General features: G+C 71.0%; 15 protein-coding genes. 8 read left to right on the forward strand and 7 right to left on the reverse strand.

The genetic code is table 11. The features are described 5' to 3' along the window. A partial coding sequence (locus RND61_RS32625; RefSeq protein ID WP_391653050.1) for a DUF6303 family protein occupies nt 1–177 on the reverse strand: 177 nt, incomplete at its 3' end. Continuing rightward, on the reverse strand, nt 174–440 hold the full coding sequence (locus RND61_RS06905) for a DUF6284 family protein (protein WP_315876890.1): 267 nt from the start codon (nt 438–440) through the stop codon (nt 174–176). The genes RND61_RS32625 and RND61_RS06905, both read right to left, overlap by 4 nt. Before the next feature lie 557 nt (nt 441–997). Here RND61_RS06905 and RND61_RS06910 point away from each other — a divergent pair. From RND61_RS06910 to RND61_RS06935, 6 genes are all read left to right on the forward strand, one after another. After that, on the forward strand, nt 998–1,843 hold the full coding sequence (locus tag RND61_RS06910) for a sigma factor-like helix-turn-helix DNA-binding protein (RefSeq protein ID WP_315876891.1): 846 nt from the start codon (nt 998–1,000) through the stop codon (nt 1,841–1,843). A 4-nt stretch (nt 1,844–1,847) separates the two neighbouring features. After that, nucleotides 1,848–2,654, forward strand: a complete 807-nt coding sequence (locus RND61_RS06915) for a protein phosphatase 2C domain-containing protein (protein ID WP_315876892.1) — start codon at nt 1,848–1,850, stop codon at nt 2,652–2,654. Nucleotides 2,655–3,315: 661 nt separating this feature from the next. After that, nucleotides 3,316–3,480 carry a hypothetical protein gene (locus RND61_RS06920; protein ID WP_189534700.1) on the forward strand — a complete coding sequence of 55 codons (165 nt, stop codon included), beginning with the start codon at nt 3,316–3,318 and terminating at the stop codon, nt 3,478–3,480. Nucleotides 3,481–3,489: 9 nt separating this feature from the next. Beyond that, nucleotides 3,490–3,783, forward strand: a complete 294-nt coding sequence (locus RND61_RS06925; RefSeq protein WP_315876893.1) for a Dabb family protein — start codon at nt 3,490–3,492, stop codon at nt 3,781–3,783. A 222-nt stretch (nt 3,784–4,005) separates the two neighbouring features. Next, nucleotides 4,006–4,947, forward strand: coding sequence for an RNA polymerase sigma factor SigF (locus tag RND61_RS06930; protein ID WP_315876894.1), 942 nt, complete (start codon nt 4,006–4,008; stop codon nt 4,945–4,947). A gap of 233 nt (nt 4,948–5,180) precedes the next feature. Then, on the forward strand, nt 5,181–6,035 hold the full coding sequence (locus RND61_RS06935; protein WP_315876895.1) for an RNA polymerase sigma factor SigF: 855 nt from the start codon (nt 5,181–5,183) through the stop codon (nt 6,033–6,035). 189 nt (nt 6,036–6,224) lie between these two features. Here RND61_RS06935 and RND61_RS06940 read toward each other — a convergent pair whose 3' ends face one another. Continuing rightward, the gene (locus RND61_RS06940) at nt 6,225–6,440 is read right to left on the reverse strand and encodes a hypothetical protein (protein WP_315876896.1); all 216 of its coding nucleotides are present in this window, start codon (nt 6,438–6,440) and stop codon (nt 6,225–6,227) included. A 201-nt stretch (nt 6,441–6,641) separates the two neighbouring features. On the opposite strand from RND61_RS06940, the gene RND61_RS06945 reads away from it, so the two are divergent. Beyond that, a complete protein-coding gene (locus RND61_RS06945; protein ID WP_315876897.1) occupies nt 6,642–7,133 on the forward strand; it encodes a MarR family winged helix-turn-helix transcriptional regulator in 492 nt (163 codons plus the stop codon). An 8-nt stretch (nt 7,134–7,141) separates the two neighbouring features. Continuing rightward, on the forward strand, nt 7,142–8,710 hold the full coding sequence (locus RND61_RS06950; RefSeq protein ID WP_315876898.1) for an MDR family MFS transporter: 1,569 nt from the start codon (nt 7,142–7,144) through the stop codon (nt 8,708–8,710). A 217-nt stretch (nt 8,711–8,927) separates the two neighbouring features. Here the strand turns inward: RND61_RS06950 and RND61_RS06955 are convergent, their stop codons facing one another. The 4 genes from RND61_RS06955 to RND61_RS06970 all read right to left on the reverse strand — a co-directional run bounded on the left by RND61_RS06955 (nt 8,928) and on the right by RND61_RS06970 (nt 15,079). Then, nucleotides 8,928–9,788: a TetR/AcrR family transcriptional regulator gene (locus tag RND61_RS06955; RefSeq protein ID WP_315876900.1), complete on the reverse strand. Its 861-nt coding sequence runs from the start codon at nt 9,786–9,788 to the stop codon at nt 8,928–8,930. A 30-nt stretch (nt 9,789–9,818) separates the two neighbouring features. Then, a complete protein-coding gene (locus tag RND61_RS06960; RefSeq protein WP_315876901.1) occupies nt 9,819–11,324 on the reverse strand; it encodes an MFS transporter in 1,506 nt (501 codons plus the stop codon). Between the two features lie 249 nt (nt 11,325–11,573). Further along, the gene (locus RND61_RS06965; RefSeq protein ID WP_315876902.1) at nt 11,574–13,799 is read right to left on the reverse strand and encodes a glycosyltransferase family 39 protein; all 2,226 of its coding nucleotides are present in this window, start codon (nt 13,797–13,799) and stop codon (nt 11,574–11,576) included. Beyond that, the gene (locus RND61_RS06970; protein WP_315876903.1) at nt 13,796–15,079 is read right to left on the reverse strand and encodes a bifunctional glycosyltransferase family 2/GtrA family protein; all 1,284 of its coding nucleotides are present in this window, start codon (nt 15,077–15,079) and stop codon (nt 13,796–13,798) included. Before RND61_RS06970 ends, RND61_RS06965 begins: the two co-directional genes overlap by 4 nt. Nucleotides 15,080–15,094: the final 15 nt, after the last annotated feature.

Below are 15,094 nucleotides of genomic sequence, written 5' to 3' on the forward strand. Positions count from 1 at the left end.
CCCCTCCACGGGGGTGTAGCCGAGCAGCGCCAGGGCCTCGGCCCGCTCGTCCAAGGTGGGCACCGGACCGGTCCGCTTAAAGGGGTGCTCGGGCCAGTTGAGGCTGGTGCCACCGGTGACCACGTACAGCTCCCACTCACCGGCGAAGCTGTTGGTCAGGCGCGCGCTGGGCTTCATGCCGCACCCCCCGCCAGCGCCGTGGTGGCGCGGTTGGCCGCGTCGCGGCGGGCGGTCAGGACGCGGTGGCGGGCCCGGCGGATCCGGCGGGCGTCCAGCTCCGTGACCGGCCGGTCCAACACCATGATCTGCGCGTCGAGCAGGTCGACCTCCGCCAGGATCAGCGGGAGCTCCCGCTCGATCGCGTCCAGGTCCGCCGCCGAGGGCTCACCGTCGAACGGCACGGCTGTAACAGCCGCGAGCGGTGTTTCGATGGACTTCATTGGGTCGTGCTCCCTTCCAACAGGAACGGCCCGTTGCGGCTCCCGGGTGGCACCCCGGGAGCCGCTTGCCGTTGGAGTCGGTTCCGGCTCCCCTCAGCGCTGCTCGTACGGGACACCCCGCGAAGGGGGGCCGGACGGACGGAGGAGGCAACCGGCCCGCAGCACTGCTGCGGGGTGGCGAAGTGTTCTACGGCCCCAGAGGGGCCCGCGATCTTTGCCCTTGTCTCACCGCGCGCATGGATCGCTTGTCCGCCCCGCAAGGGCGGCATGGGAGAAGGTGCGTGCTGCTCGCACGGCAGGGCCTACGGCTTGTCGCAGATGCCTGTGTCCACTGTTCAGTTCTCAACCGTGACTGGCGCTTCCTTCGAGCTGATCCCGTCTCGCGGGGGCCCTCTGGGCGCTGTTTGTGCAGCTCAAACAGCCGCGACAACGCATCCCCTTCTTGCCTAGGGGGGGTTGCCGCCTTGCTTGATAGGTACGGTAGGCAAACTCGCGGCTGCGCGCAACCCCCTCTCCCGGTAGAGTTGATAGCCCCCCTAGGCGACGCTGGGAGAGACGTGCAAGAGGACATGCAGAAGGTCTGTGGGATCACGGATCCCGTTGACCGTGCCAAAGCCGCAATCGACCTGATGGCGCGGTACCAGAGCCACGTGAACGAGTTGTCCCGCATCCGCCGGGAAGCCATTGAGGAGGCTCAGGGGTCCGGCATGACCCAGGCCGAAATCGCGAAGCGACTCGGGGTCAGCCGGGGCCGCGTGGGACAGCTCGCGTCATCCGGCCCGCCGCCGGAGCGCGCATTCTTCGGCACGGACCTGGTCACGGTGTCTCTCGGCGGCAAGTACGAAGCAGGGAAGGCACTCGACCAGAAGCCCAGCGAGGTGGTCACCCGGGAGGACCTCGACAACTTCGAGCACCTGCGGAAGCTGCTGGGCGGCATGAAGCTGGACACTCAGTACGAAGTGATCCCGCCGACCGGAATCGTCAACCTCAACCGGGACAACCACATCGTGGTATGCGGCCCCCGCCTGTCCCCCATCGTGGCGCAGGTACTCGAAGGCGATGACAACCTGCGGTTTGCGAAGGACCGGGCGTGGCACCTGGTGGACCAGGTGGCAGGTAAGGAGTACCGGTCCCCTCAGGATGAGGACGGATCGGCTGGTGACATCGGCTACCTGGGACGACTCCCCCGCTTGGACGGCAAGGGAACGTTCCTCTACATCGCCGGCATCCACGCCATCGGGGCCAACGGAGTCGTCCACTTCTTGGAGAACAACGTGGCAGAGGTCTACAGGGAGGTCCGCACGCGCCGCTTCTCAACCCTGATTTCCTGCCGCTACGACCCCGAGACGCTCGAAGTGCTGGAGAGTCGACGCGTCACCCCTCTGTACCGACACGAAGGCTGAGAGCATGCGCGTCGCCATTGAGACCCAACCCGGTGGAGCCGCCCCCAATGAAGACTGGGTGGCCGGTACCCCGGCCCTCGCCGTCGTGCTGGACGGGCTGAGCACCGCAGGGCTGGACACCGGATGCCGTCATGGCGTGCCCTGGTACGTGGCACAACTGGGCAGCCAGCTCGTGGCCGCACTCGCGGACCCGGACGCCTCGCTCACGGTCGGTCTGGCGGATGCCCTCGAACGGGTGGCAGCCCTACACCCCGAATGCGACCTTGCCAACCCCGGGACTCCTTCGGCCACGGTCGCGATCCTCCGACAGCGAGAAGGCGCCTTCGATCACCTGGTACTGGCAGACTCCCCCATTGTCCTCGAAGGGGGCGAAGGCTTCACCGTGCTCACCGACCTGCGGGTGGAGGAAGTCCTTCCCGACCTGCGCGCTGAAGTCGAGCAGTACGAGACCCATACGGCAGAGCACCGGGAAGCGCTGCGACGGTTCGTGGCCGCACAGCGCCAGACCCGTAATACCCCTGTCGGCTACTGGGTCGCCGGTGCGAGCCCGGAAGCGGCAGCTCACGCCTTGACCGGCAGCACCCCGGCCGAGGAGGTGCGCGCCGCGGCCGTCCTGTCCGACGGGGCGTCGCGTCTCGTCACGGAATACGGGATGGCCACCTGGGCGGAAGTCTTCACGATGCTCCGCACCGGTGGTCCGCAAGAGCTGATTGCCACCGTCCGGAAGGTCGAAGCCACCGACCCGACAGGGCGCCGGTGGCCGCGCTACAAATCCGGCGACGATGCCGCCGTCGCCTTCTGTCAGTGGTGATAGCGGCTGGTCAGCATGCGGGATGCCCCTCTTGCTCCGTCTCAGTTTCCGTCTCATTCATCCCCGGTCGGAGCCGTTCACAGCGGTTCACGCTCCGGCCGGGTGTACGGGAATGAACAAGGCTGGACGATCTCAGACTGTGCTCTGACCAGCACGAACAGACCTCGAAAGCGAGTGTGGCGCAAGTCACCGAGGGTTCAAATCCCTCCGCTACCGCCAGCGACACCCCCCTGATATGCGGAGACGCAGGTCAGGGGGGTGTTTCGCATGAGCGGTTCGAGCGAGTCGAGCAGGCCGGCCGAGTTCGGCTACCGCCCCGGGGCGACGCCGGCATCCGGCCCCTCGCCCGCGGTCGCCGGCGGGACGGAACGCGGAGGGGCGGGCCTCGAAGCCGAGGCGGCCCTCATGGTGCCGCCGTCGAGATCGCCCCGGAGCGGACAGGTCGGGTCGTACGCCACGTGCCCCACGACCCGCCGTCCACCGCCCGCCGCCCGCCGCCTCGCGACCGCGGCCACCACCCGGGAGGGGACCACCCGCCCCACGCCCGCGGCCCCGGAGTGGCAAGGAGCCAGGATCTTCCCGGCCTTGACCCCCCGGTCGCTCGGTTAGACTCACCCGACCGCCGAGGGGATCACAGGGGAGAGACGGGGAGTCAGCGACGATGGCGCAGGCGAAGAAGATCACGCTGTACGCCCTCACCGTCTTCGTGCTCTACACGATCATCCAGTCCCCCGAGCGGGCCGCCGACCTCGTCCAGATAGGCTTCGAAGGCATTTCCAGCGCCGCTCAAGCGGTCGGCGAGTTCATGACCGCCCTCATCAACTAGGAGTCCCGAGTGATCCGCCACCTGGTCCTCTTCAAGCTCAACGAGGGTGTATCGCGTGACGAGCCGCGCGTCGAGGCGGGCGTACGGGCCTTCCGGGAACTGGGCGACGTCATCCCGGAGCTGAAGTTCTGGGAGTGCGCCTGGAACATCAGCGACCGCCCGATCGCGTACGACTTCGCCATCAACTCCGCCGTCGAGGACCTGAACGCCCTCAAGCGGTACGTGGAACACCCGGCCCACCAGGCGGCCGCCGGGCAGTGGCGCGAGTTCGCCACATGGGTGGTCGCGGACTACGAGTTCTGAGGCCCCCTCGGCAGACTTCCGGCAGGAGCCCCGCACCCCTGTGGTGCGGGGCTCCCCTGTTACGGCCGTCTGCGGACCTCCAACACGGCGTTATGGGGTGCTTGCACACGGTGGACATGTCTTGTGATGCTATGACCGCTTTTGACGGAGGACTTGCCCGAAGTTGACCGCTAGCCGTGAAGGGGTGGCGTGAACGTGCCGGCCAGTACCACGCCTCACCAGGTGCCACCCCAGAACGAGCAGCAGAACGACCCCGCCAGGTCCGTCGAGCCCACCGTCGAGCCCGCCCCCGAGACCGCGTCCGCGCCCTCCGGCGAGCCCGGGTCCAGCTTCGAGTCCGCGCCCTCCGCCGAGCCCGGGTCCGCCCCCGGGCCCGCGTCCGAGCAGGACGCCCGCGTCCGCAGGACCGCCGACACCCGCGCGCTCACCCAGGTCCTCTTCGACGAGTTGAAGAAGCTGGAGCGCGGCACCCCCGAGCACGCGCGCGTCCGCGCCGCCCTCATCGAGGCGAACCTGCCGCTCGTGCGGTACGCCGCCGCCCGCTTCCGCTCCCGCAACGAGCCGATGGAGGACGTCGTCCAGGTCGGCACGATCGGGTTGATCAACGCCATCGACCGGTTCGACCCCGACCGCGGCGTGCAGTTCCCGACCTTCGCGATGCCCACGGTCGTCGGGGAGATCAAGCGGTACTTCCGCGACAACGTCCGCACGGTCCACGTCCCGCGCCGGCTGCACGAGCTGTGGGTGCAGGTCAACGGCGCCACCGAGGACCTGACCACCCTGCACGGCCGGTCGCCCACGACCGCGGAGATCGCCGAACGGCTGAAGATCTCCGAGGAGGAGGTCCTGTCCTGTATCGAGGCCGGCCGCTCGTACCACGCCACGTCGCTCGAAGCGGCCCAGGAGGGCGACGGACTGCCCGGCCTGCTCGACCGGCTCGGCTACGAGGACCCGGCGCTCGCCGGCGTCGAACACCGCGACCTCGTACGGCACCTGCTCGTCCAGCTGCCCGAGCGCGAGCAGCGGATCCTGATGCTCCGCTACTACCGGAACCTGACGCAGTCCCAGATCAGCCAGGAGCTCGGGGTCTCCCAGATGCACGTGTCACGGCTCCTCGCACGCAGCTTCGCCCGGCTGAGATCCGCAAACAGAATCGAAGCGTAGCTGGAACGGGTAAACCGTTTAGTCCTCAATCAGCCGTTCCAAAAGCCGCAGATCATTTGTTTCTCGCACATATTCACCGTTGCCATGTCGACAAGTCACTACAGCGTGTTGCCGACATGTGACATTCTGCTGGAACCGCGTTTGCCGCAGTCTCGGCGCCGGTATTCACGTGGAGGCTGCGTTCCTCCGATGGTCGCGGCTCCCGCGACCGTCCGCGACCTCAAGGGGGTGGCATGTCCGCAGAACAGGGCAGCTCGAAGGTGCTCACGCTGACGCAGAGTGAGCCGGCCACGCTTCCCGACCCCTCGGAAGCCATCGACACGCGCACGCTCTCCCGCTCCCTGTTCCTCCGCCTCCGCGCGCTGGACACGGCGGGAGCGGCGGCGGACAGTCCGGAGCGGACGTACGTACGCGACACGCTCATCGAGCTCAACCTGCCGCTCGTGCGGTACGCCGCCGCCCGCTTCCGCTCCCGCAACGAGCCGATGGAGGACATCGTCCAGGTCGGCACGATCGGCCTGATCAAGGCGATCGACCGGTTCGACTGCGAACGGGGCGTGGAGTTCCCGACGTTCGCCATGCCGACGGTCGTCGGGGAGATCAAGCGTTTCTTCCGCGACACCTCGTGGTCGGTGCGGGTGCCGCGCCGCCTCCAGGAGCTGCGGCTGGCGCTCACCAAGGCCGGCGACGAGCTGGCGCAGAAGCTCGACCGCTCCCCGACCGTTCCCGAACTGGCCGCGGTCCTGGGCGTGTCGGAGGAGGACGTCGTCGACGGCCTCGCCGTCGGGAACGCGTACACCGCGTCGTCGCTCGACTCGCCGTCGCCGGAGGAGGACGGCGGGGAGGGCTCCCTCGCGGACCGCCTCGGGTACGAGGACAGCGCGCTCGAAGGCGTCGAGTACCGGGAGTCGCTCAAGCCGCTGCTGGCCAAACTGCCCGCGCGGGAGCGGCAGATCATCATGCTGAGGTTCTTCGCCAACATGACGCAGTCGCAGATCGGCGACGAGGTCGGCATCTCGCAGATGCACGTCTCGCGCCTGCTGACGCGCACGCTGGCACAACTGCGCGCGGGCCTCATCTCCGACTGAGGTCCGCCGGTCCGTCGGTCAGGTCCCCTCGGGCCGGACCGACGGCGGACGTGCGGGGGTACGGGAGCGGAGCCCCCGTACCCCCTGCCGTCGTACACGTACGCGCGCGGACGTACGCAGGCGTACGCGTACGCGTATGCCTACGCGCGCGCCGGCGTGCGGGACCGCACCGGCGCCGGTGCTCCGGGGTCAGCCCAGCGCGAGCCAGGCGACCACCGCGACGACCACGACCGCCGCGACGATGCCGACGATCAGGCCGACGCGGGGGCCGGCCGACTGGGTCACGGCCTGCTGCTGCCGCTGCGGAGCGCCCTCGTCGACGAAGGCGCGGAACATCTGGGTCGAGCCCGCGGGGTCGTAGGAGCTGCCCTCGGGGCCCTGGGGGGCGTGCGGGTTGTGTGCCATGGAGCAGGACCCTAGCGAATCGCGCCCTCCCGCCCCACTTCGGGAGCCTTCTCGGGCCCTCCGGGAGCCCCCGGGAGCCTCTGGGGAAGGTCTTGACCTTTCTTTGCCAGCTCTTTGGCCGCATACATCCGATTTAGTTTGCCTGTAGCAACCATCCAGACATATGGTTGCCCTAAGCAACAAGATGCGGAGGTGCCCAGGGTGGCAGCACGCAGTCAGTACGAAGAGCTGGCCCGCCAGATCAGCGCGGTCGGAGTCGTCAAGCGCGGCATCGCACGGCTGCTCCCCGCCGAGTGCCCGGGCGGTGCGGCCGCCGTGCTGGCCCTCCTGGACCGGTACGGGGACATGCGGCTGAGCCGGCTCGCCGAGCTCCTCGCCATCGACATGTCGGTGACCAGCCGGCACGTCGCCCACGTCGTGGAGCACGGCTGGGTCGAGCGGTCACCCGATCCGGGCGACCGGCGCTCCCGCATCCTGCGCCTCACCCCCGCGGGCCGGGACGTCCTGGGCGACCTCGGGCGGCGCACCGCGGACCTGTTCGCGGACCGCCTGCGGGACTGGGACGACGACGAGGTCGGGCAGCTCGTCACCCTGCTGGCCCGCCTCCGGTCGTCCTTCGGGGACGGCCGGACGCACCAGACGAGGACGCCCCTCACGACACAGACGAAGACGAAGCAGACGACGCACGCGTAAGGAAGTACATGGCCACGACCACACCGTCCGGAGTGCGGGTCGGCGACGCCGGCGAGGCCGCCGGTACGCCGATGACGCACCGACAGATCATGGAGGCGCTGTCCGGGCTGATGCTCGGCATGTTCGTCGCCATCCTGTCGTCGACGATCGTCTCCAACGCCCTCCCCGAGATCATCACCGACCTCGGCGGCGGCCAGAGCGCCTACACCTGGGTGGTGACGGCGTCACTGCTCGCCATGACCGCCACGACACCGCTGTGGGGCAAGCTCGCGGACCTGTTCTCGAAGAAGCTGCTGGTCCAGCTCTCCCTCGTCATCTACGTCGTCGGCTCGGTCGTGGCGGGCCTGTCCCAGAGCTCCGGCATGCTGATCGCCTGCCGGGTCGTCCAGGGCATAGGCGTGGGCGGCCTCTCCGCCCTCGCGCAGATCGTGATGGCCGCGATGATCTCCCCGCGCGAGCGGGGCCGCTACTCCGGCTACCTCGGCGCCGTCTTCGCCGTCGCGACGGTCGGCGGCCCGCTGCTCGGCGGCGTGATCACGGACACCGACTGGCTCGGCTGGCGCTGGTGCTTCTACGTCGGCGTGCCGTTCGCCGTCCTGGCCCTGCTCGTCCTGCAGAAGACACTGCGCCTGCCGGTCGTCCGGCGCGAGGTGAAGGTCGACTGGTCGGGCGCCGCCCTGATCAGCGCCGCCGTGTCGCTCCTCCTCGTCTGGGTCACCTTCGCGGGTGACAAGTACGACTGGATGTCCTGGCAGACCGCCGTGATGGTGGGCGGCTCGGTGCTGCTCGGCGCGCTGTTCCTCGCCGTCGAGTCCCGCGCCGCGGAACCGATCATCCCACTGCGCCTGTTCCGCAACCGCACGATCGCGCTGGCGTCGCTGGCGTCGCTGTTCGTGGGGGTGGCGATGTTCGCCGGGACGGTGTTCTTCAGCCAGTACTTCCAGCTGGCGCGGGACAAGTCGCCGACGATGTCCGGCGTCATGACCATCCCGATGATCGCGGGCCTGTTCGTCTCGTCGACGGTCTCCGGCCAGATCATCACCAAGACGGGCCGCTGGAAGGCGTGGCTGGTCAGCGGCGGCGTCCTGGTGACGGCGGGCCTCGGCCTGCTCGGCACGATCCGGTACGACACGGAGTACTGGCACGTGGCGCTGTTCATGGCCGTGCTGGGACTGGGCCTCGGCATGATGATGCAGAACCTGGTCCTGTGCACCCAGAACCAGGTCGCCCCGAAGGACCTGGGCGCCGCGTCGTCGGTCGTCACGTTCTTCCGCTCCCTGGGCGGCGCCGTGGGCGTCTCCGCGCTGGGCGCCGTGATGGGCAACAAGGTCACGGAGTACGTGAAGGAGGGCCTCGCCGCCCTCGGTCCGAAGGGCGCCGCCCTCGGCCACGGCGGCACGGGCGGCGGCGGCATCCCGGACCTGGACGCCCTGCCGGCGCCGGTCCGCCAGGTGATGGAGAGCGCGTACGGGCACGCGGTGGCCGACATCTTCCTCTACTCGGCGCCGTTCGCCCTGGTCGCCTTCCTGGTGACGCTGCTCATCCGCGAGGTCGCCCTGAAGAACGCGACCCACTGATACCCCGGGCGCGCCGCCCTTGAGCGGAGAGCCGCGCGCCCGGTCCAGTAGGCCCCGGTGGCAGGCGAGGAGGGCAGGGGACGCCCCGCGCCCGGCCACCGGGGCCTCACCTCGTTCCCGGCCCGGCCCCCGACCGGTCCCGGCGGGACTCGACCGTGCTCGACCGGTCCCGGCGGGGGCCGGCGGGAGCCGGCGGGTGGCCGACGAAGGGCCGTGTCTAGCGGCCCGTCTGGGCCTCGATGCCCGCGATCAGCAGGTCCAGGGCGAACACGAAGTCGCGGTCGCGCATGTCGTCGACCGTCCCGCCGCCGCGCGCCTCCTCGATCTCCCGCCCGGATTCCCTGACGGGGGCCAGCTCCGGCCGGCGGTTGACGGCGTCCATGGCGTGGGCGAAGTACTCGTCCTGGGTCAGGCCCGCCTCCGCGCAGCGCTTGCGGAAGTGGCCCTCGATCGTGCCGAAGCCGTACACGAACTGGAAGACCGCCGCGATGCCGCCCGCCTGGCGCTCGGGCGGCAGGCCCGTCCTGCGGATCAACCGCTGGACGCACAGGGCCAGCGCCGACCAGTTCGGGCCGATGTTGAGGAAGCGGCCCACCAGCGGTGACAGCCACGGATGGCGGACCAGCAGGGCACGGTAGCCCTGGGCGAGGTCCCGTAGCTGGTCCCGCCAGTCGGCGCCCGTACCCGAGCCCGTACCCGCGTCCCCGCCCGTACCCGTACCCGAGCCCGTACCTACGTCCCCGCCCGTACCCGAGCTCGCGCCCGCGTCCAGGTCCGGGAGGACGATCTCGCCGACCACCGCGTCGCTCGCCAGCTCCAGCAGGTCGTCCTTGGAGTCGACGTACCAGTACAGCGACATGGCGGTGACGTTCAGCTCGGCCGCCAGCCGGCGCATGGAGAACTTCGCCAGGCCCTCCGCGTCCAGCAGCCGCACCGTCGCCGACGTGATGCGCTCGCGGTCCAGGCCGGACGGCTGGTCGCCGCCCGCCCTGCGGCCGCGCGGCGCCGCCGCCTTGCCGTCCAGCCAGACGCTCATGCGCGCCGGACGCTTCGTGTCGCGGTCGGCTGCCGCCGCCATGGGCTTCCTCCTCGTTCCGTGCCGCCGATGCTATGCCGGGGCCTTCCCGCCCCGCTCCGCACGGCGCAGCAGCAGCGCCGCGAGCAGACCGCCCGCCAGGACCGCTACCGCGCCGACGAGCTGGCTGGTCTCCAGACCCGCCGCGAAGGCGTCCGCGATCCGGGCGCGCTCCACCGGTCCGTCGGCCGCCGCCAGCGCCGCGGGCAGCGACGCGGCGGTCACCGAGGCGAGCGCCGTGAACCGGGCGTTCAGCACGGCGCCCAGCACCGCCACGCCCAGGCCGTTGCCGAACTCGGCGAGCGTGCCGTTGACGCCGGCGCCGACACCCGCCTTCTCCGGTGGGATCGCGCTCATGATGGCGTTGGCCATGGCCGGCATCGACAGGGAGACGCCCACGCCCATGACGACCAGGCCGAGCAGCATCCCGCCGTAGCCGTGGGAGCCGAGGAGCGCGATCGACGCGAGGCCGCCCGAGACGAGGGCCATGCCGAGGGCGATCGTGCCGGGCGTGCCCAGCTTCGGCAGCAGGCGGGCGCCGACGCCGCTCAGGTTCAGCACGACGACGGTCAGCGCGAGGGGCGCCGTCCGCAGACCGGCGTCCAGCGGGTCGTACCCGAGGACGAACTGCAGGTGCTGGGTGAGCAGGAACAGCGATCCGGTCATGCCGAACGCCACGAGGATCGCGCCCGCGACGGCGCCCACGAACCGCTGGTCGCGGAAGAAGTGCAGGTCCAGCATCGGATGCGGGGTGCGCAGCTCCCAGAGCGCGAAGGCGCCCATCGCGAGGAGGCCGACCGACGCCGACCCGAGCACCTGGCCGGAGAGCCAGCCGTGGTCGGGGCCGTTGATGATCGCGTACACGAGGGCGGTCATGCCGATCGTGGACAGCACCGCGCCGAGCAGGTCCGGACGGTCGCCCTGCTTGTGCCGGGACTCCGGTACGAGGACGGCGACCGCGGCCAGGCCGAGCGCGGCGACCGGCAGGTTGACCAGGAAGATCGCGCCCCACCAGAAGTGGTCGAGCATGAAGCCGCCGAGCAGGGGGCCCGCGGCGAAACCGAGCGAACTGACGGTCGACCAGATGGCGATGGCCTTGACGCGCTCGGTCTCGTCGAAGATCTGGACGACGACCGCGAGGGTCGTGGTCATCAGCAGCGCGCCGCCGACGCCCATGCCCGCACGGGCCGCGATCAACTGGGCGGAGCTCTGCGCGAGTCCGGCGGCGAGCGAGCCGATGCCGAACAGCGCCAGACCGGTGAGCAGCATGCGCTTGCGGCCGTAACGGTCGGCGGCGTTGCCGGCGGTGAGGAGGAGGCCGGACTGGACGAGCGCGTACGCGTTGATCATCCACTGGATGTCGGCGGTCGATGCGGCCAGCTCCCGGGTGAGGGACGGGATGGCCACGTTCAGGACGGTGTTGTCGAGCAGCACGGTCAGCTGGGCGAGGCAGATGACGCCGAGGATCAACCAGCGCTGCGGGTGGCCGCCGCCGGACGCGGCGGCGGGGTTCGGGTTCTCGGCGGTCGTCGCCGTCAACGGACCCTCCTTGTACGGTGTAAGGGAAGAGGTTCCCTTACACCGTACAAGGCTTTCTCTTACGCCGTATAGCGATATTTTCCGGCGCACCGGGTCGGGGGCCGCCGGGGCACGGACCCGTCCGGGCGGGACGGCCCACCGTTCCGGTGCGTCTCAGACTCTCCGGCCCGGGCATCCCAGGCCCCCGCCGGGTCAGGGCGTCTCAGGCCCTCCGTCCGGGGCGCCCCAGGCCCGCCGGGTCAGGACGTCTCAGGCCCGCCGGGTCAGGTCGTAGAGCGTGACGCCGTCGATCGTCACCTGCCGGAAGGTGGAGGTGACCCAGGAGGTGATCTCCGAGCCGCCGCTTCCGCCCGAACCGCCGGGGCCGCCCCCTTCTCCGCCGCCGCCGCGCATGCCGCCGCCCGCGATGAAGTAGTGGATCCTCCCCTCCTCGACGTACCGCTTGAACTGCGCGAGGGTCGGGGACGGGTCGGTGCCGTTGAAGCCGCCGATCGGCATGACCGGCTTCTCCGTGGCGAGCTGGTAGCTCGCGGCGTTCTGGGAGCCGACGGCGGCTGCGGCCCAGGTGTACGCGTCGGCGTTCTCCGTGAGCTTCGCCTTCGCCCCGGCGCTGACGGTGGCGCCGTTGAGCAGGCCGCCCATGCCTCCCCCGGGGGCGCGCTCCCCGGGACCGACGGCGGTGTTGCCGCCGCTGTTCGCACCGTTCGTACCGTTCGTACCGTTCATGCCGGGCGGGACCGGCGTCGCCGCACCGCCGCCCGCGCCCGCGCCCGGCATGCCACCCTGGCCGCCTTGGCCGGTACCGGGCGGCATGCCGCCCTGGCCGTTCCGCCCCGCCTGACCGTCCTGCCCCGGCGGCTGCGTACCGCCGGCGCGGAACCGCCCGTCGTCCCCGCCCGGCCGGCCGCCCCCCGGGAAGCCGCCCGGACCGCCGCCCCGCGTCGACGGGCCGGCCGTGACGATGGAGCCGGAGTGTCCCGTGGCCAGCGTCGACAGCGAGTACGCCGCCGGTGCCGCCAGCGCGGCCGCCAGGCCCAGCGCCGCCATGCCCAGGGCGGGTCCCCGCCCCAGCCGCGCGCCCGCCAGCAGCCCGGCCGCCGCGAGCAGGCCGCCCACGAGTACCGCCCACCGCAACCACGGCAGGTAGTCCGGCGTCCGGCCCAGCAGGACGTACGCCCACACCGCCGTCCCGGCCGCCGTCACCGCCAGCGCGGCCGAGGCCGCGAACCGGCCGCGCTCCTCCCACAGCACCGTCGCGCCCATGCCGACGAGGGCCGCGATGTACGGGGCCAGGGCCACCGTGTAGTACTCGTGGAAGATCCCGGCCATGAAGCTGAAGACCACCAGGGTCATCAGCAGCGAGCCGCCCCACACCAGGAACGCGGACCGCGCCGTGTCGGTGCGCGGCGCCCGCCAGGTGACCACGAGCCCGGCGACCAGCAGGAACAGCGCGGCGGGCAGCAGCCAGGAGACCTGACCGCCCACAGCGTCCCCGAACATCCGCCCGACACCCGTCTCGCCCCAGCGGCCACCGCCACCGGCCGGGCCGCCGCCCACGCTGCCGACCTCGTCGCCGTTGATCCGGCCCAGCCCGTTGTAGCCGAAGGTCAGCTCCAGGAAGCTGTTGTTCTGCGAACCGCCGATGTACGGCCGCGAGGACGCGGGCCACAGCTCGACGACCGCCACCCACCAGCCGCCGGACACGACCACCGCGAGCCCCGCCAGAGCCAGTTGCCCGAACCGCCGGGCCACGCCGGTCGGCGCGCACACCGCGTACACGGCGGCCAGCGCCGGCAGGATCAGGAACGCCTGGAGCGTCTTGGTCAGGAACGCGAACCCGATCGCGACACCGGCCCACAGCAACCACGTGGTCCGGGCGTCCTCCAGCGCGCGCAGCACGAAGTACACGGCCACGGCCATGAGCAGGGCCAGCAGTGCGTCCGGGTTGTTGAAGCGGAACATCAGCGCCGCGACCGGCGTCAGCGCCAGCACCGCACCCGCGAGGAGTCCGGCCGCCGCGGTGAACCGGCGGCGCACCGCCGCGTACACGACGGCGACCGTCCCGACGCCCATCAGCACCTCGGGCACGAGGATCTGCCACGATCCGAGCCCGAAAAGGCGTACGGACAGCGCCATCGGCCACAGTGCGGCCGGGGGCTTGTCGACGGTGATGGAGTTCCCCGCGTCGGAGGAGCCGAAGAAGAACGCCTTCCAGCTCTCCCCGCCCGCCTGCACGGCGGCGGAGTAGAAGGAGTTGGCGAAGCCGGACGCGTCCAGGTTCCAGAGGTAGAGGAGCCCGGTGGCGGCCAGCAGGGCGAGGAAGGCGGGACGCACGTAAGGCGCGTCCTCGGCCCGGCCCCGCCAGAGCCGCGCGGTGAAGGAGGCCGCGGGCCGGTCGGTTTCACGTGAAACCGCCGGGGCGTCACCGGTTTCACGTGAAACGTCGCCCGAGGCGGCGGAGAGGGGCGTGGTCATCGGGGGTCTCCCTGTCCGTACGAGTGGTCGCGCCGCTCGGGGAAGACCCAGGCGCGGAAGAGCAGGAACCGCAGGACCGTCGCGGCGAGGTTGGCGGCGATGAGCACGGCCATCTCGGTGGCCTGCGAGGGGTTGCCGGTCGCGGCTTCGAGTGCGGCGAGCGACCCGCTGGTGAGCACCAGCCCGATCCCGAAGACCACCAGGCCCTGCGCCTGGTGGCGCACGGCCCGGTCACGGCCCCGCACGCCGAAGGTGAGGCGCCGGTTGGCGGCCGTGTTGGCGACGGCGGACACGAGCAGCGCCGTCGCGTTGGCGGCCTGCGGGCCGACACCGAGCCGGAACAGCGCGTACAGCGCCAGGTAGAACAGCGTCGACAGCACACCGACCGTGCAGAATCCGACGAGTTGCCGGGCCAGTCCGCCCGGGACACCGCTGATGAGCCGGTCGCGCGGGTCGTCGCCGAACGGCCGGGAGAGCCGGTCGAGGGGCAGGGTGCCCCGGGCGAGGGCCCGGCCGACCCGCCACACGCCCTTCAGGTCGTCCGTCGCGGTCCTGACGATGTCGACCGTCGAGTCGGGGTCGTCGACCCAGTCGACCGGCACTTCGTGGATGCGCAGCCCCGCCCGTTCCGCGAGGACCAGCATCTCGGTGTCGAAGAACCAGCCGGTGTCCTCGACCATCGGCAGCAGCCGCTCGGCGACCTCGCGCCGTATCGCCTTGAAGCCGCACTGGGCGTCGCTGAACCGGGCGGCGAGCGACCCGCGCAGGATCAGGTTGTACGTACGGGAGATGAACTCCCGCTTCGGTCCCCGTACGACACGGGAGCCGTCGGCCAACCGCGAGCCGATCGCCAGGTCCGAGTGGCCGGAGATGAGCGGCGCGACGAGCGGCAGCAACGCGTTCAGGTCCGTCGACAGGTCGACGTCCATGTAGGCGAGGACGGGGGCGTCGGAGTGCGACCACACGGTGCGCAGCGCCCGTCCCCGCCCCTTCTGCTCCAGGCGCACCGACCGCACCTCGGGAACGGTCCGCGCGAGGTGCGCGGCGACGGCCGGGGTGAGGTCGGTGCTGGCGTTGTCGGCGACGGTGATGCGGAAGCCGTACGGGAAGGTGCGGGCGAGGTGCTCGTGCAACCGCCGCACGCACGGTTCAAGGTCCTTCTCCTCGTTGTAGACGGGGATCACGACGTCGAGGACGGGCCGGTCGGCAGCGCCCACGGGCAGGTGCTCCCGGGCCGGCAGGGCACCCACGAGGTCCTTGGCAGGCAGGTCGGTTGGCATGCTCCGACCGTTCCG

The sequence above is a fragment of the Streptomyces tamarix genome (assembly GCF_032423885.1).
Taxonomy (GTDB): Bacteria; Actinomycetota; Actinomycetes; order Streptomycetales; family Streptomycetaceae; genus Streptomyces; species Streptomyces tamarix.